Source organism: Comamonas sp. C24C, assembly GCF_053345995.1.
On sequence record NZ_JBKFBC010000011.1, the window covers coordinates 53,919 to 73,708 of the forward strand.

The window sequence follows — 19,790 nt, forward strand, 5'->3', positions numbered from 1 at the left end:
CTTTTTATGGGTCAATGCCTGCGGGCAGGCGGGGTCACCCGCCCTGCGAGGCAAGCCGGCTTACGCCGACGCGATGGCGGCGTTGAAGGTCGCGCTGGGGCGCATGATGGCGTCCATCTTGGCCACGTCGGGCATGTAGTAACCGCCGATATCGGCAGCCTTGCCTTGCACTTCCTTGAACTCAGCCAGGATCTTGGCTTCGTTCTCGGCCAGGGCCTTGGCCAGAGGCGCGAACTTGGCAGCCAACTCTGCATCTTCGGTCTGAGCGGCCAGAGCTTGAGCCCAGAACTGAGCGATGTAGAACTGCGAACCACGGTTGTCCAGCTCGCCGGTACGGCGCGAAGGCGACTTGTTCAGGTCCAGCAGCTTGCCTGTCGCTTCGTCCAGGGTCTTGGCCAGCAGCTTGGCGCGGGCATTGTTTTCCTTGATGCCCAGGTCCTCGAAGGAGACGGCCAGGGCCAGGAATTCACCCAGCGAGTCCCAGCGCAGGTGGTTTTCTTCCACCAGTTGCTGCACATGCTTGGGAGCGGAGCCACCGGCACCGGTTTCGTACATGCCGCCACCGGCCATCAGAGGCACGATGGACAGCATCTTGGCCGAGGTGCCCAGTTCCAGGATGGGGAACAGGTCGGTCAGGTAGTCGCGCAAAATGTTGCCGGTCACCGAGATGGTGTCCAGACCACGGGCCACGCGCTCCAGCGTGTAGCGCATGGCGCGCACTTGCGAGAGGATGTGAATTTCGAGACCGTTGGTGTCGTAGTCCTTCAGATAGGTCTGCACCTTCTTGATCAGCTCGGCTTCGTGGGGACGATAGGGGTCCAGCCAGAACACGGCAGGCATGCCGGAGTTGCGGGCACGGGTCACGGCCAGCTTCACCCAGTCGCGGATGGGAGCGTCCTTGACCTGGCACATGCGCCAGATATCGCCCTCTTCCACGTTCTGGCTCATCAGCACTTCGCCGGTGGCGATGTCCACGATGTTGGCCACGCCGTCTTCAGCGATCTCGAAAGTCTTGTCGTGCGAGCCGTACTCTTCGGCCTTTTGCGCCATCAGACCCACGTTGGGCACGGTGCCCATGGTCTTGGGGTCGAAGTTGCCGTGCCACTTGCAGAAGTTGATCACTTCCTGGTAGATACGGGCAAAGGTGGACTCAGGCATCACGGCCTTGCAGTCGTAAGGCTTGCCGTCGGCAGCCCACATCTTGCCGCCCACGCGGATCATGGCGGGCATGGAAGCATCGACGATCACATCGTTGGGCGAGTGGAAGTTGGTGATGCCCTTGGCGGAATCGACCATGGCCAGACGGGGACGATCTTCCTGGCACTTGTGCAGATCACGAATGATCTCTTCGCGCTGCGAAGCGGGCAGAGTCTCGATCTTCTCGTACAGATTGGCCATGCCGTTGTTCACGTTCACGCCCAGTTCGTCGAACAGCTTGCCGTGCTTCTCGAAGGCTTCCTTGTAGAAGATCTTCACGCAGTGACCGAACACGATGGGGTGGGACACCTTCATCATCGTGGCCTTCACGTGCAGCGAGAACAGAATGCCGGACTCCTTGCAGTCCTCGATTTCCTTCTCGTAGAAAGCGCACAGGGCCTTCTTGCTCATGAACATGGAGTCGATCACTTCTGCGTCCTGCAGCTTGACCTTTTCCTTGAGCACGATGCTCTTGCCGGACTTGGTCTCCAGCACCATCTTCACGTCACGGGCCTTGTCCAGGGTCATGGACTTTTCGCCGTGGTAGAAGTCGCCTTCGCTCATGTGCGAGACATGCGTCTGCGACCACTGCTTCCACTCACCCATCGAGTGGGGGTGCTTCTTGGCGTAGTTCTTCACCGCAGCAGGCGCGCGACGGTCGGAGTTGCCTTCACGCAGCACGGGGTTCACAGCCGAGCCCAGGCACTTGCTGTAGCGCGCCTTGATGTCTTTTTCTTCGTCCGTAGTGGGGTTCTCAGGCAGATTGGGGATCTTGTAACCCTTGAACTGCAGCTCCTTGATGGCGGCAGTCAGCTGGCCCACGGAAGCGGAGATATTGGGCAGCTTGATGATGTTGGCTTCGGGGGTCAGCGTCAGCTTGCCCAGATCGGCCAGATTGTTGGGAACGCGTTGTTCTTCCGTCAGAAACTCGGGAAACTCGCCCAGGATACGGCCTGCCAACGAGATGTCGCTGGTTTCCACATTGATGCCGGCCGGTGCTGCGAAAGCACGGATCACGGGCAGGAATGCGCTGGTAGCCAGGCGAGGAGCCTCGTCAGTCAATGTGTAGATGATGGTGGGTTGCTGCGTACTCATCTCTTGTCTCAGGTTGTGAAAAAAGGGGGAAAGGTGCCTTGGGCCTGCATCCCGGGCTTGCGCAATGGGGCCTGACACAGCGGGACGACACTTTCTTGATGCAATGCGTTCCCACAATACAAAATTCTACGCGCAACCGGGCCGGTTTTTTTAAGTCTTGTACAAGACTCAGGGATTTAGCTCAACTTTCATCAGCTGTTTTCATAGGGAAACCGGCCTTTTCTCCGTGTTTTCGACCATGTAAAAATATCGAATCCTGCAGTCATTCTGCGGCCATCGCCGTCATGAAGGTTGCGAAAGAGAGTTGCGTTGCGCGGCCTTTGGCACAAAGTAGCACAGGCCTTGGCACCAAGGCTGACGAATTGGCAAGCGTTCAGGCCCCAGAATGTGTTGTTTTCTCACTGATCACCGGAGCCATCACCCAGGCCATGTGCTGTTGGTGAATGCCCTGGCCCTGGGACTTCACAGTATTTCTGCGACGTTTGCACCGAGACCATGACCTGGCTCTCTACATTAAGGCGCTCTATTCGTTTCTAGAGGCCTGGCTTGCAACAAGTTGGTGCTTTGCAGCCAAGAACAGGAATTCACTCGAGCGCCCGCCATTGCAAACGCCAGTCCTGGGCGCCAGAACGATCACTTCCCCACAGCCATTCAGCGATCTTGTCCCGCTGCCCCAGACTGACCCGAGCCCGGAAGTTCGGCATGCGTGTCGATGGATGACCAGTCGCGCTCTGATTAATTCAGCTGGAAAATAAGTGGAACGACGTGCCACATAGGATGGGCAATGCCATCGCGCTTTCCAGGTACAAATTTCCAACCGGCAACCGTCTCCAGCGCGGCCTTGTCAATTTTGGGATTTCCGCTGGACTCGCTCACTTGTGCCTGTGTTTGCTGACCATCTGCCTCGACAAACACACGGACGACGACTTTGACTTTGTTATCGGTTCGGGGCTGCAGATCGGAATTCGGCGTTGGAATTCGAGATGTCGGTGAAATACTTGCATCCGAACCGTGGGCCGAGCAGGCGACAAAGCCGCCAACTGCGGCGACAGCAATCAGCAGACGGGAGGTTGAATTCATATTGCGATCATATATACGAGTCACGGTAGACCCTGACTCCTCAAGTTTCAAAGATTGCGGCTATCTGAACTCAGCCAGGCATTCCATCGCTTGCGATGGAATATGAGCCCTGCGAGATGCCTGAGCGCAGATCAGCGCAACCCACGAGAATCGTTTTTTTGTGTTGCGCCTGAGTTTTTTGAAGTTGACCTACCTCAAACCAAGACACAATGTACGCGGTCACTTTCGACTGAAAGTGAACCAACTGCATAAACGACGTATCTCATGTATGGGTGCATCCCTTTAGTGCTGGTTCATAACTTTACATAGGACCTCTTTTAGATGAGTACACATTCTTATAAGGATTTGTTGGCGCAACGCGAGGCTCTTGAGCAACAGATTGCTGCGGCCCGAAAGACTGAAGTCGCAGACGCGGTGCAAAAGATCAAGAATTTGATTGAGGCTTTCGGCCTGACACAGGATGATGTCTTTCCTCCTGCCAAGCAAAAGCAAAAGCGCGAGGCAGGCACAGTGGCTCCCAAATACCGCGACCCAGTGACTGGCCAGACCTGGACCGGCCGAGGAAAGCCGCCGAACTGGATCAAGGATCAAGACCGTTCGCAGTTTGCGATTTAAAAGTGGCCCTAGCGGCCACTTTTTCTTTATGGAGACAGTCACGACCGACGGCCTGTCGGCGACACCTTTTCCGGTGCATCGCTGAGGCTTGTGGTCTCTCTCGCTATCACTTCGTCAAATACTGGCTGCACCGCCTGCTGACGCCCTGCTCCTGGCGACACGGCCGTCGCAAAATCATTGACCGCAGAGACTTGGACGATGCTGCTCCAGAAACCGCTTGCCGCGGTCAGGAGCAAAAACACACCCGGCCTCTGGAAGACCAGGCGTTTTTTATCGCAGGCCTTTGAGAGCCAGGCCTGGGCAAGAATGCTGGAGGATTAGAGTGACTCGACTCTGCTCAAACGCGGCAAACGCAGGTCTTTGCTCAGTTCCCGCGCGAAGGCTTCATAATGCGCGACCATGCAAGCGCTGCGTAACTCCCTGTCACTGACCCGCCTGGTTTTGGCGTGGTTCATGCTGACTTTGGGAATTGCAGTCGCATCACCCATCGTGCATCCCAAAGTCATCGAGGTTGTTTGTACCTCAAGCGGCAGCATGCAGGTGATCATGCTGGATGACGACGGGCAAGCCACACCCGGTCTGCATCATTCGCTGGACTGCCCCCTGTGCCTGACCATCACGGCACCTCCGGCCTATACCTCCCAGCATCTTGTACAGCCACAGCCGCTCGGCCTGGCACTGCATCCCGTGGTTTCAGCGCGCATTGCCGCGCTGGTGGGGGCCGCTTTGCCCCCGCGAGGGCCACCAGCACTCGTGTAAGTCAGCTGTGCCCGTCTACTGAGACGGCCGCACCTTATCGCCGTCGGGCTCAGCCCTGCCCGGCCGATTCCACTTGCACGCAGTTTTTCCATGACCTCTTACTCTTTTGGTGCGACGCCTGATGGCAGCGCTCGCTCTGTTTCGTCCCTACCGTTCCAACGCCAGCATGTGGCGCTGACCGTTGCCCAGCTATCGCTAGCCGCGCCTCTTCTCGCGGCCTCTTCAGCGGGTTGGGCGCAGGCCGATGTCACCCTGGACACGGTCACCGTTCACTCTTCGGGCAATACCTCTCTGGAGCGCGCAGTAAGCACCGGTAGCCGACTCGACCTCAGCGCACGCGATACACCGGCCAGTGTCGAGGTCACCACGCGCGAGCAACTGGAGGCTCGCGGCGACACGACTCTCGTCGACGCCATCACGCGATCTACCGGCATCACCAGCCTCGGACATCCGGGCAATAGCGGCAGCTCTCTATCGGCAAGAGGTTTCACGGACACCACCTCGGTCATGCGTCTATACGACGGCACGCGACAGTACGGCGGCGTCGGGGTGAGCTTTCCCTTCGACACCTGGTCCATCGAGCGTATTGAGGTTCTGCGTGGACCGGCATCCGTGATCTATGGTGACGGCGCGATTGGCGGCGTGGTCAACGTGATCCCCAAAAAGCCGGCACGCGGGCCTGTTCAGAACGAGATCCAGGCCACGGCAGGAACCAATGGCAGGCGTGCGCTGGCCTTTGGCAGCGGCGGCGCAATCAACGACCAGTGGTCCTACCGCCTGGATGTCAGCGGCGATCAATCACAGGGCTGGGTGGACCGCGGGGACTCCAGCAATCGCACAGTCTCCGGCGCATTGCGCTGGGATGTGACCCCGGATCTCAACCTGCAGCTGTCGCATGCGCAGGGCCGGCAAAAGCCCATGCGCTACTTCGGCACACCGCTGATCAATGGGGTCCAGGACCCAGCCATCCGCGAGCGCAACTACAACGTCGCGGACAGCCGTATTCAGTACAAGGACCGCTGGACCGAGTTGCTCGCCCAATGGGCCCCCAGCAGCAAGGTGGTGGTGCGCAGCAAGCTCTATCACATCGGCAGTGATCGCTATTGGCGCAATGCGGAAGCCTATCGATACAACACGGTCACGGGGCTGATCGACCGCTCGGACAATACGGAAATCGGTCACGACCAGACCCAGACAGGCAACACGACGGATGTGAGCTTCAGCGGCAGTCTGTTCGGGCGCGCCAATCAGCTCTCCCTGGGGTTCGACGTCAATCGGGCATCGTTTCAGCACACCAACAACACCTACACAGGCAGCTCGGGCTCCGTGGATCCCTACAACCCGGCCCCCGGCAACTACAACAGCTCCGTCCCTTTCATTCCCCGCTACCAGAACAAGGCCGAGCAGTATGCGCTGTTCGCGGAAGACAGGCTGGAACTGACCGATCGCTGGTCTGTCGTGGCGGGCGCGCGCTTCGACCACACGGACCTCTCACGCCAGGATCTGGTCGCCGGCAATCAAGCCTTCAAGCGCAGCTATTCCAATACCGGTTGGCGCCTTGGCACCGTCTACAAGCTGAACCCCGATCTGTCACTCTATGCGCAAGCCTCCAGGGCGGCAGACCCCGTCAGCGGCTTGCTTCTGCTGTCGGCGGCCAATTCCACCTTCGATGTATCGACCGGCAAACAGTTCGAGATCGGCGTCAAGCAATCGTTCTGGGAGGGCAAGGGAGACTGGACGCTTGCCGCATATTCCATCACCAAGAACAATCTGCTGACACGAGACCCCGCCAACCCTGCCTTGCGCGTGCAGGTCGGCGAGCGTTCGTCCAGGGGGATTGAAGGCACGCTATCGATGCCGCTTGGCAAGACGGTGCAGATCGATGCCAACATCTCCTTGCTCAGGGCTCGTTATGACGATTTCAGCGAGTCGGCAGGCGGCGTTACGGTCTCGCGTAACGGCAATGTGCCGACGGACGTACCGGAACGCGTTGCCAATGTCTGGGTCAGCTGGAAGCTCGTGCCTGACTGGACGCTGTCCGGCGGTCTGCGCCATGTGGGCAAGCGCTATGCAGATAACGCAAACACCTTGAAGCTGCCGGCATACACCACCGCTGACCTGGCGCTGCAATGGAAGGCAACCAAGGCCACCACGCTCACAGTGCGCGGGTTCAACCTCTTCGACAAGCACTACTTCACGACTTCCTACTACACCAATACCCAGTGGTTTGTCGGGGAAGGACGACGTGTCGAGCTGACTTTGAACCATCGTTTCTGATCGGGCCGCTGATGTGGACTTCCGCCCATGCCAAACGATTGGTGTTCCTGGTGCATCGATGGACAGCAGTGGCTGCCTGTGTGCTGATGGCCCTATGGGTCTTCAGCGGAGTGGTCATGCTCTTTGTCGGCTACCCCAAGCTGCTGCCGTCCGAGCATCTGCGCGCACTGCCCTCTCTGAGCACCGGTCAGTGCTGCCTGCCGCTCGAATCCGAGCTCAAGCACAGCCCATCTCCGGACAAGGTGCAGCAGCTCACACTCACCACGATTGCAGGCCGCCCAAGCTACCGGCTCAAGGAGGCTGACGGCACGCTGCGAGTCGTTGATGCCGGGACGGGCGCTGTTGCTCCGCCACCCGATGACGCAACCGTACTGCACAGCGCCCGGGCATTCGCGTCTGGAGCGAATGGCGTTCTGCAAGGTCGAACCCAGGACGATCGCTGGACGCACTCGGCCCTGCTGAATCCCCATAGGCCTCTCATCAAGGTCCAGATGGATGATTCCGCATCAAGCCTGCTTTACATCTCCTCAAGCACCGGTGAGGTGGTCATGGATGTGCCGCGCCATCAACGCTACTGGAACTACGTGGGGGCTTGGCTTCACTGGGTATACATGTTCCGCGATGGCTCCAGGGATCCCGTATGGAGCTGGTTGGTCATCGGCCTCTCCGCCTTGGGCACCTTGTCTGCCATCACCGGCACCTTCGTGGGCATCTGGCGATGGCGCTTCAATGGCCGCTACAAATCTGGAGCCAAGACTCCTTATCGAGAGTTCCAGATGCGCTGGCACCACATCACGGGCCTCGTATTCGGGGCAGTGATGACCTGCTGGATTTTCAGCGGTCTGATGTCCATGAATCCACTGGGACTCTTCAGCCCGCAGGGAATCCGTCCCGACCTGCGCGCCTACCAGCATGCAGTCCCTGGTGTCACGAGCTTTGGACTCTCCGCACACCAAGCACTGACACTGCTCGATGCCCAGGGCTTTGACACGCGCGAGGTCGAATGGAAATGGCTGAATGGGCAGCCCTACCTGCTGGCCTTTGACGGAGCGGGTGACACCCGCGTGCTGCCCGCAAATGCTGTTCCCACGGTGGAGCGCGCACTTGAGCAGTCTCTACTGGAGCAGGCAGCGCAGAGGCTGCTGCCCTATGCCATACGCTCCACCGCCTGGTTGAACGAATACGACGCCTACTACTACCGCCGGGGAGAGGCCTCCATGTATGCGGCAGCGGCGCGCGAGCTACCCGCACTCAGGGTGCAGTTCCTGGATCCGGGCAACACCATCGTCTACATCAGCCCGTACTCCGGTGATGTGGTGCTGAGCCTGGACCGTAGCCAGCGTGCAGGCAGGTGGCTGTTCAATTTCCTGCACAGCTGGGACTTGCCGTGGATGCTGCGCAGCGCTTGGCCGCGAGATGTCATGCTGGTCTTGCTCAGCCTGGGTGCGTTTGCGCTGGCACTCACAGGCATCGTGCTGGGCTACAGACGGCTCAAGCTATTCATCAGCCACAAGCTCCGAGCCTGACCTGGGCCGTATAGGGCTACTGCCCAGCCTCGCGTGCCATCGCCATGAAAAGACGCCCGACCTTGTTCTGGGTCGGGCGTTGCACATTCCCGGCTGCGCTTGCGCCCGGGATTGGCGCAAGCCGATACCGCAGCCACATGTGAAGTGAGGCCGTTGGCGAGCCAATCAGCAAGCCGCAACCAGTGGCACGGCGCAGGGTTTATGCCTTCACTTCGACGACCTGTTCAAAGCCACCGAAGATCATGCGCTTGCCGTCGAAGGGCATGGGCGGGTTGCCGGGAGCTGACGGGTCCATGCGCGGGTCTTCCATCATCTTCTTCATAGCGGCATCGCGCGTGGCCTTGTCCGGCCATTCAACCCAGGAGAAAGCCACCGTCTCTTCGGCCGTGGCCAGGACGGAGCGCCGGAAATCCGTGACCTTGCCCTCAGGGACATCATCGCCCCACCCCTCAATCACGCGGATTGCACCCAGTTCGATGAATATCGGATCGAGCTTGCGTGCGTGCTCGATGAATTTTTCCTTGTTGGCGGTCGGGACTGCGATCACGAAACCATCGATATATGACATGTTTTCACTCCTGCCAAGTTGGCCCGTCGGTGCTTGAACAACACCGCTACAGAATGCCCGCCGGGTCCGCCGCTGCATTGCTTTCAACGTGGATCCTTTGGGCTCGCAGCTCAGGCTCGGGCAATATGAGCCGAGCCTGAGCATTCAACATTGTCTGTGGCGAACTGCAACCAGACCAATGCCCAGGCATGCTGGCCCTGAACTTGATTGGCTGGTTCGCCGGGAAGGTGGTGACGACTTTGGGTTCGATAGTACCGCTGCTACTGTGCACAAAGGCTGACGTTTGTGACCGACGGCTTCTGGCCGGATCGCCTGCAGCTAGACCTTGACTCTGCCTGCGCGAAGCAGGTGTCCATCAGCGGACTTGCATTGCGGGCATCTGGAAGCCACGCGCCCTTGCAGGACATGGCCCGGAAGCGATCGTCGCAGGCCTGAAGATCACGCCTTGTGGTGCGTGCTGGGGAGAAAGGCGGTGGCCAAACCCAGCAAGGGCAGGAACGATGTGACTCCGTAGACCCAGACGATGCCCTTTATATCTGCCAGTTCGCCAAGGCCGGCGGCGCCGATGCCACCAATGCCGAACATCAGACCAAACATCAGGCCAGATACCAATCCCACGCGGCCGGGAACAGCCTCCTGTGCGTAGACAACGAGTGCTGCGAATGCCGATGACATCACCAGACCCACGGTGATGGCCAGTACCGCCGTCCAGAACAGGTTTGCGTAGGGAAGCGCTAGGGCGAACGGAGCAACGCCGAGAAAGGAAATCCAGATGACGGCCTTACGCCCTATGCGATCACCCACCGGGCCGCCCGCGAACGTTCCAGCGGCGATGGCAGCGAGGAACATGAAAAGAAACATCTGGCTTTGCTGCACGCTGAGGTCGAAGCGCTCGATCAAGTAGAAGGTGAAGTAATTCGTGAACGATGCGATGTAGACAAATTTCGCAAACATCAGAATACAGATGACGATCACGGCCTGGATCACATGGGCCCGGCTGAGGCCGGCTCCATGGCTCTTGGCCAGACTCTTGGCCTTGGCCTGGCCATGATGCTGCACCCACACCGTAAGGCGATACAGCACAAAAATGGCGACCAGTGCCACGAGCATGAACCAGGCTACTCCGCCCTGGCCGAGCGGTATGACGATGGCGGCCGTGAGAAGCGGCCCGATAGCGCTTCCGGTATTGCCGCCGACCTGGAAGGTGGACTGCGCCGTGCCGAAGCGGCCACCCGACGCCAGACGCGCTATGCGCGATGCTTCGGGGTGGAAAGTGGCAGAGCCCACGCCGATGACGGCCGAGGCGATCAGCAGCATGGGAAAGGAATTTGCCGTGGCGATCAGTGCAATGCCAATCAAGGTCATCACCATGCCAGAAGGCAGCAGGTAGGGCTTGGGATGCTTGTCGGTGTACATCCCGATCCAGGGTTGCAGCAGGGAGGCTGTGACCTGATAAACAAGGGCAATGATGCCGATCTGCCCGAAGCTGAGCGAGAAATTCGACTTGAGCAGGGGATAGATCGACGGCAGCATGGCCTGGATCAGGTCGTTGAGCAGGTGGGCAAAGGCCGCGCCTCCGACGATGGGCAGCAAAAAGCCGTGTGGCTTTTGCTCCGCCACTGATCCAGAAGATGACACGGCCGGCGCGTCGAGCGTTGCAGATTTCGCAGACATGGAAAGGCTCATAGAGCAGATGGAAGCCTGCGAACGAGAAGTTCGACAGACCCAATGGACAAAATGGATTCGGGCATCTAGACCTTGAGGATGATCAAGGTCACTGCCAGCACTGAAGCGTACCGAGAAGCTGAACGGCAGTCGCACGCTGATCTGCCAACTTCTGTAGAGTTTCTGCCATGCACGCCCATCCATCAGAAAAGCACAAGCACTTCGACAACCTGCCGCGCCCTTTGGTCGTCATGGAGAATGCCTGGCCGACGGGAAGCTCTACCGGATGGCACTCACACCCGAGGGGGCAGCTGCTGTACGCCACCGATGGTGTGATGGTGGTGCACTCGGACATCGGCTCCTGGGTGGTTCCGCCCAACCGTGCTCTATGGATGCTCGCGGGGCTGCGACACAATGTGACCATGTCCGGTGATGTGCTGATGCGCACCGCGTACATCGACGAGACAAAGATTGCGAATCTGCCCGCCGAAAGTTGCGTCATCAACGTATCGCCGTTATTGCGCGAGCTGCTGGTCGAAGCCGTCAGGATTGCGCCAACCGCGCAAGTCGAAGGCCGCGAAGCCTTGCTGTTGGACTTGCTGGTCTGCGAACTTCGAGTCTCCAGCACCATACCGCTGCACCTGCCCATGCCGGTCGACACGCGGATACGCTCGATATGCGATGCCTTGTCCAAACATCCCTCGGATACATCCAGTGCCGCTGACTGGGCGCAATCCATAGGCGTGGCCGAGCGAACATTGCACCGGCTTTTTGCCAAGGAAACCGGTATGACTTTCGCGCAGTGGCGTGAACAGGCGCGCTTGCTCCACGCCTTGCGCCGGATCGCCGAGGGCGACAAGCTCATCGATGTGGCCCTGGACTGCGGCTACTCCAGCCCGAGCGCGTTTGCTGCGATGTTCAGGCGCCACTTCAAGACCCCACCGTCCAGTTTCTACCAATGACGCCGTGCCTCATCTGGCTACAGCTCTTCTAACGCGATCAATATCGAGCGGCCAGCCATAGTCCATCTGTGAGCGTCCTCTGAGCCAGGGACGAGCTGCCCCAAGCTGAATCTCCTCGCGTCAAACCATATGGGTTGTAAGCCGGGCGCTCTTGCGCGCGGAGACGCGCCTGCGTGCACGCCCAGCTCTCCTGATTTCAGCAACGGTAGCAGCCTGCCACGTCCCGCTTCAAAGCGACCGGCTCACGAAAAGCCGATCGATGCGCCACTGCGTCCACCGAACTAGCGGCAAAACCTCGCCAAAAAACATGCGGCATCACCGGCGCCGGCCCATTCAGCGCAGAAATGTTCCTCTGACTGGCGTACCCTCTGGAAGCTCTCCCATCGCGAGGTCTCCCAAGCCCCGATCGGTCGCAGTTTCCTGCGAACATGGGTCACTCCCTGAACTTCCTCCATCCGATATCCGAGCCCAACGGCCCCCTCGCTCCAATCTGTCCACCTTTGATGAAGGCGCCCCAATCACCATGAGACCTGATCAGTATCTTGCGCATTTGCAGGCCGTGTATGCCGCATTCCAGTTGCCCTTCGATCCGATGCCTCCGGCCAGCGAGCAAGAGCTGGCCACTCTGGCTGCAAAGCTCGGGCCGCTGGATCCCGATCTCGCCGCCCTCTGGCGTCTTACGACGGGCAGCAGTTCCGACAGCACCCAGCCCTTGTTCCAGCGGCCAGGCTTTGTGGATGCGCTGGACCTTCTCACGCCAGCACAGGCAACCGCCCAGGCAGCCGGCATGGAAAAGCGGGCCCAACGCATGTGGGATCTGGCCGGTCCGGCGTCACAGGACCCACGCCTGAGCGGGCGCTGGTGGCAGACCGGCTGGCAGCCATTTGCCAGCTTTTACGGAGATATCGTGCTGCTGGTCGATCAACACCCCGGTCCTGAAGGCCAGCGTGGCCAGATCATCGCCTACGTACACGACCCCGACCAGATCCAGTGGATCGCGCCCAGCTTCGGCGCCTACCTGCAGGCGGCAGCCGATTCCATCGACTCCGACAGAGAGGAGTTCCTGAACGGCCCGCTGGACGAACTTGAATGAAGCCAGGCTATGCAGATCGGGCCACCCGCGGGCAATGGCGGCGACGTACGACCGGGCCCCGTCCGGCCACCTTTGCCGTCGCTCCCGGCACACCAACGTAAAAAAAAATGGGCCCACGATAGCAATATCGTGGGCCCATTCGTCAATGCAGACAGCCTGCGGTCAGAGACCGCAGCTTTGCAGCATCAAGCGAAGTTGGCTTCAGCGAACTTCCAGTTCACCAGCTTTTCCAGGAAGGTTTCGACAAACTTGGGACGCAGGTTACGGTAGTCGATGTAGTAAGCGTGTTCCCACACGTCCACGGTCAGCAGCGCCTTGTCGGCGGTGGTCAGGGGGGTGCCGGCAGCGCCCATGTTGACGATGTCCACGGAACCGTCGGCCTTCTTCACCAGCCAGGTCCAGCCAGAACCGAAATTGCCGGCAGCCGAAGCCACGAAAGCCTTCTTGAACTCGGCGTAGGAGCCCCACTTCTTGTTGATGGCATCGGCCAGAGCGCCTGTAGGCTCTGCACCGCCGTTGGGAGTCATGCAGTTCCAGAAGAAGGTGTGGTTCCAGATCTGGGCAGCGTTGTTGTAGATGCCGCCGGAAGACTTCTTGACGACTTCTTCCAGATCCATGTTTTCGAACTCGGTACCCTTTTGCAGGTTGTTCAGGTTCACCACATAGGCGTTATGGTGCTTGCCGTGATGGAATTCCAGCGTTTCCTGGCTGTAGCCGAACGGAGCCAGTGCATCAATAGCGTATGGCAGGGGGGGCAGGGTGCGTTCCATGATGGTTTTCCTCGTGGTTGAAATTTTTGGGAGCCGTCCAGTGCCATGGCGCCTGAGCGGTGACCGTTGTGCCGGCCAGGGCGGCAAGCACATTGCTGTACTGCAGACGTCAAGTATTGCACTAACCGAACCATTGTAGAAAGAACTGAGAGGCTGCGCGCCATTCATCAGGACTATTGCGCACGCAGGAAAAAGCATGCGCTCACGGATTACAGCGCATGAACGCTGGACCCTGCTGCATTGCCTGCGCCGATTGCAAAAGAGTTCTGATGAAGAACCCGGTGAGCGTGGAGGTGTTTTGTGGCCCGCTTGTGGCTGGCAAGCCTCATAGCAGACGCGGCTGAGTGACCACCACATCCACCGCCCCGTCCGACAACTGGGCCTTCAGCGCCGCTCCCGGCACGGCCTGTCCAACCTTTGTCACAGGCCTGCCCTGCTCATCCGTCAGCAAGGCATAGCCACGCTGCAGCACCAGGCGGGGGTCCAGCAACTGCAAACGCAGGTCGATGTGATCGAGCTTGTGCCTTTGCTGCTCCAGGCTGCGCCGGAGAATATTGGGAAAATTAGCCTGAAACGCTTTCTGGCTCTGCGATAGATGCTGCAATTTAAGTAGCATCGCATGACGCAGACGCTGCGCTTGTCGGCTGAGCTGCAACTGGTTGCGTGTCAGCTGCTCGCTGGGCCGGCCCAGGCGCTGGGCCGCCATATCCAGGCGCTGGGCCTGGCGATCCATCACCCGCTGCACGGCGTTGTCCAGACGGTCCCCCAACAGGCCCAACGCACCCAACCAGACCTCGCGCGGCTGGGTCACCAGCTCGGCCGCTGCCGTGGGCGTGGGCGCGCGCAGATCGGCGCAGAAATCGGCAATGGTGAAATCAGTCTCATGGCCAACGCCACTGATCAGCGGCACCGGGCTTTGCACAATGGTGCGCGCCAGCTGTTCATCGTTGAAGGCCCAGAGGTCTTCCAGCGAGCCGCCACCGCGCACCAGCAAGATGGTGTCAATCACCGGCTGCCGTGCGGAGTCAGCAGTCAGATTGCCGCTTGGGCCTTGCCCGTCTTGTGCCAGCCGATACAGCTTTGACAATGCCTGCACCAGTGACTGCGGCGCCTGTGCGCCTTGTACCAGAGCTGGCACGATCACCACCGGGATATGCGGCACACGACGGCGCAGCGCCGTCACCACGTCATGCAAGGCGGCCGCCCCCAGGGACGTGACCAGGCCGATGCCGCGCGGCAAGGGAGGCAGCGGCCTCTTGCGTGCAGGGTCGAACAGCCCCTCTGACTCCAGTTGGGCCTTGAGGCGCAAAAACTGCTCGAACAGAGCCCCCTGCCCGGCTCGCTGCATGGTCTCCACCACCAGTTGCAAATCACCGCGTTGCTCGTAGACGCCTAGGCGCCCTCTGACTTCGACCAGCTCGCCATCACGTGGCGAGAAACCGACCTGCTCGGCCGCACGGCGGAACATGGCGCAGCGAATCTGCCCGCTCGCATCCTTGAGGTTGAAATAGCAATGCCCGCTGGCTGCGCGCGAAAAGCCACTGAGTTCGCCACGCACCGCAACTGGATTGAAGCGCGCCTGCAAGGCATCACCAATGGCGTGGCATAGCGCGCCAACTTCCCATACATGCTGCATGGCTGCTGGGTTTGATCGTTCAAACATTGAATTCATGCGGTGTCAGCGAGGTCTTACGCGGGCCGGATTCTCCACAGATGTCGGCATCCAGCCTTGTCGGCGACAAATCCGGTATGACTCTAAAAATCACCTTAAAAACAAAACCCATCTTATTGATTTAAAACAATTTATTGCCATTCACACAGCTGTCAAACTCGTAACAAACCTTCACTGCAATGCAAACAACCTGCCGGCACGACGACTAGATCACAAAGTTATCCACAGATTTCTGTGCTATAAGCGAAAGCACTCGCAAAGAAACGCAAGCACCGCGTGCCCTGCTGCCTGAGCAAGCTCCAATCGCTCAAGCCTCGCCTGACGATCTTGCTGCGCTGACTCAAGTCAACATATCAGGCCCCCAAAAACGGCTCACAACAGCACGGCAGTGGGTGATAATCGTCGGCTGCAATTTCAGAACGACGAGGGAGAGCAACGTTGCTGTCGATCATACAAGCCGCAGGATGGCCTATCTGGCCTTTGATTGCCTGCTCGATTCTGGCTCTGGCCCTGATTTTTGAGCGCTTTGCCTCGCTGAAAGCCAGCAAGGTTGCGCCAGCCAATTTGCTCAACGAAGCGATTTCGGTCTCCAACAAAAACCTGCCCAGTGCAGAAACCACCCAGCAACTGGCGCAAAGCTCGGTACTGGGTGAGGTGCTGGCCACCGGCCTGCGCACCCGCCAGGCACATCCCGAAAGCAGCGAGGAAGAACTGCGCTCGGCCATGGAAGGCGCAGGACGCGCCGCCGCCCACAAGCTCGAAAAGTATTTGAGCGCCCTGGCTACCATCGCCTCGGCAGCGCCGCTGCTGGGCCTGCTGGGAACGGTGATCGGCATGATCGAGATTTTCGGCTCCCAGCCCGGTGCCAGTTCAGGCGCCGGCAACCCCGCCCAGCTCGCTCATGGCATCTCGATCGCGCTCTACAACACGGCATTCGGTCTGATGGTCGCCATTCCCTCGCTGATTTTCTGGCGCTACTTCCGCGCGCGGGTGGACGGCTATCTGCTGGGCATGGAACTGGCATCCGAGCAGTTCGTGCGCCACCTGGGCCGCCTCAAGCCTGCCAAGTAAGAAGCGGAACGCATCCACCATGAACTTCCGTCCTCGTCATCGCGATGAGCCCGAGATCAATCTGATCGCCTTCATCGACGTGCTGCTGGTGGTGCTGATCTTTTTGATGCTCTCCACCACTTACAGCAAGTTCACCGAGCTGCAACTGACCCTGCCCGTGGCAGACGCCGATCAGCAACGCGACCGGCCCAAGGAAATCATTGTCGGCGTCTCTGCCGACGGGCGCTACTCCGTCAACAAGCAAGGCGTGGATGACCGTAGCGTCTCCTCCGTCGCCGCCGCTCTTTCCGGCGCGGCAACGGCAGGCCGTGACAGCGTGGTCATCATCAGCGCCGATGCCAACTCCCCGCACCAATCGGTCGTGACCGTCATGGAGGCTGCACGCCACGCCGGACTGTCGCAGATCACGTTTGCGACCCAGTCATCGGTCAGCGCAGGCAAGGCCAACTAGGCGCCCCCGCCTCCATCCCTTTATGGGTGAAATACAAAAAAACGGGCCATCTGGCCCGTTTTTCTTTACCCTCGCGTCCTGACTCAGGCCAGCAGGCCCAGTGCCGTCAGATCCAGCTTGCCGCCAGACACCGGCGGGCACCAGAAATAGCAGCCCGTCAGCGGCCTGGAGAAACGAAACAACCCATCGCTGATACCGTCATCCATGCCCAGCATGCGGCGCATCTGGGCCTCGAACGCGTCAAAGCTGCAACCAAAGGCAGAGAACATCAATCCGCTGCGATCGCTGCCCTGCGGACTGACGCTCCACCAGGGCATGGAGCGGCGCACCACAAAGGCTTCAGGCTCAAAGCTCTCCTGCGCCGTGCGCTTGACATGGGCCGACTCCGGAGCATCGTCCAGCTCCTCGTTGTCGCTGCGGCGGCGACCCACGGCATGGTCCTGCTGAGTGGTGCTCATGCTTTCAAAGGCCGAATAGTCGTGCTCCCACTGCTGCAAGGCCCAGTAGCTGCAGCCATCCAGCCCAGCCCCCTGCTCTGCAGCAATACCGGCTGCCACGGCTTCATCCTCCTCGGGGTTCTCGGTGCCGTCTTCATAGCCCGTCAGATCCCGGCCGTGGCCGTTATCCGAGCGCTGGTGCACAAAGGCATCCACCACATGATCAAGCTTGAAGGCCGGCGCCAACAAGGTCTCCAGCCTGGCCGTCAAAGTGATCAGTTCACCGCGCTGATCGCCACGCAGCCACAGGCACAGCGCGTAAGGTGTGCTGGGCGCTGCGAACTCAGGGCCCTTGAGCGGGGGAAACTCGCGCATCAGAGGCAGCTTCCTGTCTAGTTGCTGCAGCACCTGCAGGCCCAGACCCACCACTACCTGCTGACCGTCAACATTTGCCTGCAATTTCCTCAGGCTGTCCTGCAAATCTGTACCTGCACCGGCCAGGGTGAAAAAAACATAGCGTCCCTGCTCAGGAAGAGACGCCAGAATGCCTGCTTGTGCTTTTGTCATGGGGTTGCCGATTCATTGGATGGAAAACACATCAAAGTTTAGTAGCGAATCAGCGGTCCCCAGCCAAGCCTCGAGCGGGTAGCAGAATGAGAAAAATGTGGCTCGAACGCAAAAAAGTCGCGACTTTGCCCAAACCACCATTTTTCCGCTGCTAGAATTCATCCCATCGACGACAGGCGCGTAGCTCAGCTGGTTAGAGCACCACCTTGACATGGTGGGGGTCGTTGGTTCGAGTCCAATCGCGCCTACCAAATATCGCAAGCAAAACCAGAGCTTGCAAACAAGACAGCCCGCTTCACAGCGGGCTTTTTTGTTTTTGCATTTCGGAACAGGCGCGTCAAAACGCGATGAATGGATGGCACGCAAAAACTTGCTCATCCCGCCCTGCAACTTCAGTTCGACGACGATATCGGTGCCGGTCAAACCAAAGAAACAGCACCCGCGATGAAGAGAGCTGGGAGCAGCTGACACTGAAGACTTCATCGAGGTCTCAAGCACCGGTAGATCAGTGACTCCTGATGCCCGTCTTTGTCGTATCGCTCGGGTCCCAACCAACCCTGCTTCGTGAAGCAGGATCTCCTGGAAAACAGTCAATCGCCGGACTGGCGGCTGCCGCGAGGCAGAACATCGCCTACCAGAAATGCAGCACAGCGAGGAAGTCACCTGAGCGCAGGCGGGCGGCATTGGTGAGCTAGTGAAATCTTGCAGACTCTGGATATTCCTCAATACTTTCAGATTTCATTGCATATACGCTTCATTTTTTGCTCTGACACACATCAACTCCAGCCCATGTCGTCCATCACACTCTTTGACCTCAATGATCTGCTGCGGCCCGTCACCAGCGAGGATCCTGGTGGACCAGACATGCTGCTGAGCACGGAGTTCGACGAAATACAGAGTGCGCGCCAACAGGAAGATCCGTCACTCGATCAAGGTGAATGGATCACGGCCCGCAAGGAAGCTGACCTGCCATTTGTCACGCAGCGTTGCATCGAATTGCTTCAGGATCAAACCAAAGACCTTCGACTCGCCATATGGCTTACTGACGCCTTGGCCAGCCAGCACGGCCTGCCTGGTCTGACGCAAGGCTATGCATTGCTCGGCGCTTTGGCAGCTCGCTATTGGGACAGCCTTCACCCGCAGCCGGAAGATGGCGACATGGGGGCTCGTATCGGCAATATCAGCTGGTTTCTCAAACGCTCCGTAGAGCAGCTAGGAAATGCGCCTCTGCTACAGTCTGGCAGCATTCGCATCAATATGCAGGCTTGGCAAGCCGCAGTGGCGCTGGATCAAGCCGTACGGCGCCATCCTTCCGAAGCGCATGAAATTGTGAAGGGCAAAACAACTCTTGAAGAGCTGGAGAAACAGCGATCCTCGGTTCCCAACAGCAGTCTGAAAGTGCTGGCCGCGCAACTGGCTCAATTCCGTGCAGCGTCCAAGTCCTTGGAGGACACGCTGAATGACAGGCTGGGCGATGAAGCCCCCAGCTTTGCAGCCATATGGGCTGCATTGGAAGATCTTCAGCATCTGGCTCGGCGTTGGGGCGCCAATGATGAACCCATTCAGCCTCCCACAGCTGATGGGGCCGCTGCCGATTCCGCACCTTTCGAGAATGCCGCTCGGGTGCCTGCGCCAACGGGATCGGAATACGGATCGCACTCCGACACGCCTATGCGCACCCGCGCAGATGCCATTGCACTTCTCGAGCAGGTCGCCGCCTTCTTTGAACGTACCGAGCCATCCAGCCCTTCCGCCTATATGGCCCAGAAGGCCGCACGCTGGGCCCGGTTGCCTCTGCATGAGTGGCTCAAGCATGTCATCAAGAACGATGATGAACTGGCTCAACTCGAAGAGATGCTAGGCGTGAGCAGCCACGCACGAGTGAACAACAATGGCTAACGCGGTCTCGAGCTCACCACAAGGCAGCACAGCCTAGCCTCTGTATATTCCGGCTGAACCTAACGCATGCTCCGGTTGCGGCTGAG

16 protein-coding genes and 1 tRNA gene are annotated in these 19,790 nt (G+C 59.3%); 10 read left to right on the forward strand and 7 right to left on the reverse strand.

Annotated elements, in window-relative coordinates; all coding sequences use genetic code 11:
* Positions 1–60 precede the first annotated feature (60 nt).
* Both ACLBXN_RS19035 and ACLBXN_RS19040 read right to left on the reverse strand, forming a co-directional pair.
* Positions 61–2,292, reverse strand: a complete 2,232-nt coding sequence (locus ACLBXN_RS19035; protein WP_447613179.1) for an NADP-dependent isocitrate dehydrogenase — start codon at positions 2,290–2,292, stop codon at positions 61–63.
* Positions 2,293–3,027: 735 nt separating this feature from the next.
* Positions 3,028–3,372, reverse strand: a complete 345-nt coding sequence (locus tag ACLBXN_RS19040; protein WP_447613180.1) for an energy transducer TonB — start codon at positions 3,370–3,372, stop codon at positions 3,028–3,030.
* 321 nt (positions 3,373–3,693) lie between these two features.
* Here ACLBXN_RS19040 and ACLBXN_RS19045 point away from each other — a divergent pair, with 321 nt between their 5' ends.
* The 4 genes from ACLBXN_RS19045 (at position 3,694) to ACLBXN_RS19060 (ending at position 8,549) form a co-directional block, all read left to right on the forward strand.
* On the forward strand, positions 3,694–3,987 hold the full coding sequence (locus ACLBXN_RS19045; protein ID WP_029158384.1) for an H-NS histone family protein: 294 nt from the start codon (positions 3,694–3,696) through the stop codon (positions 3,985–3,987).
* 399 nt (positions 3,988–4,386) lie between these two features.
* The gene (locus ACLBXN_RS19050) at positions 4,387–4,746 is read left to right on the forward strand and encodes a DUF2946 family protein (protein ID WP_043007835.1); all 360 of its coding nucleotides are present in this window, start codon (positions 4,387–4,389) and stop codon (positions 4,744–4,746) included.
* Between the two features lie 90 nt (positions 4,747–4,836).
* The gene (locus ACLBXN_RS19055; protein WP_447613181.1) at positions 4,837–7,023 is read left to right on the forward strand and encodes a TonB-dependent receptor; all 2,187 of its coding nucleotides are present in this window, start codon (positions 4,837–4,839) and stop codon (positions 7,021–7,023) included.
* 11 nt (positions 7,024–7,034) lie between these two features.
* A complete protein-coding gene (locus ACLBXN_RS19060) occupies positions 7,035–8,549 on the forward strand; it encodes a PepSY domain-containing protein (protein WP_447613182.1) in 1,515 nt (504 codons plus the stop codon).
* A 199-nt stretch (positions 8,550–8,748) separates the two neighbouring features.
* Here ACLBXN_RS19060 and ACLBXN_RS19065 read toward each other — a convergent pair whose 3' ends face one another.
* Together ACLBXN_RS19065 and ACLBXN_RS19070 are read right to left on the reverse strand one after the other, a co-directional pair.
* Entirely contained in the window at positions 8,749–9,117 is a 369-nt protein-coding gene (locus tag ACLBXN_RS19065; protein ID WP_343677611.1) for a DUF1428 domain-containing protein, read from the reverse strand.
* 438 nt (positions 9,118–9,555) lie between these two features.
* Complete coding sequence (locus ACLBXN_RS19070) at positions 9,556–10,791, reverse strand: MFS transporter (protein ID WP_447613275.1); 1,236 nt, start codon at positions 10,789–10,791, stop codon at positions 9,556–9,558.
* A 179-nt stretch (positions 10,792–10,970) separates the two neighbouring features.
* Here ACLBXN_RS19070 and ACLBXN_RS19075 point away from each other — a divergent pair, with 179 nt between their 5' ends.
* Together ACLBXN_RS19075 and ACLBXN_RS19080 are read left to right on the forward strand one after the other, a co-directional pair.
* Positions 10,971–11,744, forward strand: a complete 774-nt coding sequence (locus ACLBXN_RS19075; protein ID WP_407713360.1) for an AraC family transcriptional regulator — start codon at positions 10,971–10,973, stop codon at positions 11,742–11,744.
* A gap of 523 nt (positions 11,745–12,267) precedes the next feature.
* A complete protein-coding gene (locus ACLBXN_RS19080) occupies positions 12,268–12,837 on the forward strand; it encodes an SMI1/KNR4 family protein (RefSeq protein WP_447613183.1) in 570 nt (189 codons plus the stop codon).
* 185 nt (positions 12,838–13,022) lie between these two features.
* Here ACLBXN_RS19080 and ACLBXN_RS19085 read toward each other — a convergent pair whose 3' ends face one another.
* Together ACLBXN_RS19085 and xseA are read right to left on the reverse strand one after the other, a co-directional pair.
* Positions 13,023–13,607 (reverse strand): superoxide dismutase, encoded by a 585-nt coding sequence (locus ACLBXN_RS19085; protein ID WP_043007846.1) that lies wholly within the window; start codon positions 13,605–13,607, stop codon positions 13,023–13,025.
* 325 nt (positions 13,608–13,932) lie between these two features.
* Positions 13,933–15,270 (reverse strand): exodeoxyribonuclease VII large subunit, encoded by a 1,338-nt coding sequence (gene xseA, locus ACLBXN_RS19090; protein ID WP_447613184.1) that lies wholly within the window; start codon positions 15,268–15,270, stop codon positions 13,933–13,935.
* A gap of 447 nt (positions 15,271–15,717) precedes the next feature.
* On the opposite strand from xseA, the gene ACLBXN_RS19095 reads away from it, so the two are divergent.
* Positions 15,718–16,350 (forward strand): MotA/TolQ/ExbB proton channel family protein, encoded by a 633-nt coding sequence (locus ACLBXN_RS19095; RefSeq protein ID WP_043007850.1) that lies wholly within the window; start codon positions 15,718–15,720, stop codon positions 16,348–16,350.
* A 19-nt stretch (positions 16,351–16,369) separates the two neighbouring features.
* On the forward strand, positions 16,370–16,801 hold the full coding sequence (locus ACLBXN_RS19100; protein WP_043007852.1) for an ExbD/TolR family protein: 432 nt from the start codon (positions 16,370–16,372) through the stop codon (positions 16,799–16,801).
* Between the two features lie 83 nt (positions 16,802–16,884).
* On the opposite strand, the gene ACLBXN_RS19105 is transcribed toward ACLBXN_RS19100, so the two are convergent.
* On the reverse strand, positions 16,885–17,805 hold the full coding sequence (locus tag ACLBXN_RS19105; RefSeq protein WP_447613185.1) for a Dyp-type peroxidase: 921 nt from the start codon (positions 17,803–17,805) through the stop codon (positions 16,885–16,887).
* A 174-nt stretch (positions 17,806–17,979) separates the two neighbouring features.
* Here ACLBXN_RS19105 and ACLBXN_RS19110 point away from each other — a divergent pair.
* Together ACLBXN_RS19110 and tssA are read left to right on the forward strand one after the other, a co-directional pair.
* A tRNA-Val gene (locus tag ACLBXN_RS19110) sits at positions 17,980–18,056 on the forward strand.
* 451 nt (positions 18,057–18,507) lie between these two features.
* Positions 18,508–19,704: a type VI secretion system protein TssA gene (tssA, locus tag ACLBXN_RS19115; RefSeq protein WP_447613186.1), complete on the forward strand. Its 1,197-nt coding sequence runs from the start codon at positions 18,508–18,510 to the stop codon at positions 19,702–19,704.
* Positions 19,705–19,790 lie beyond the last annotated feature (86 nt).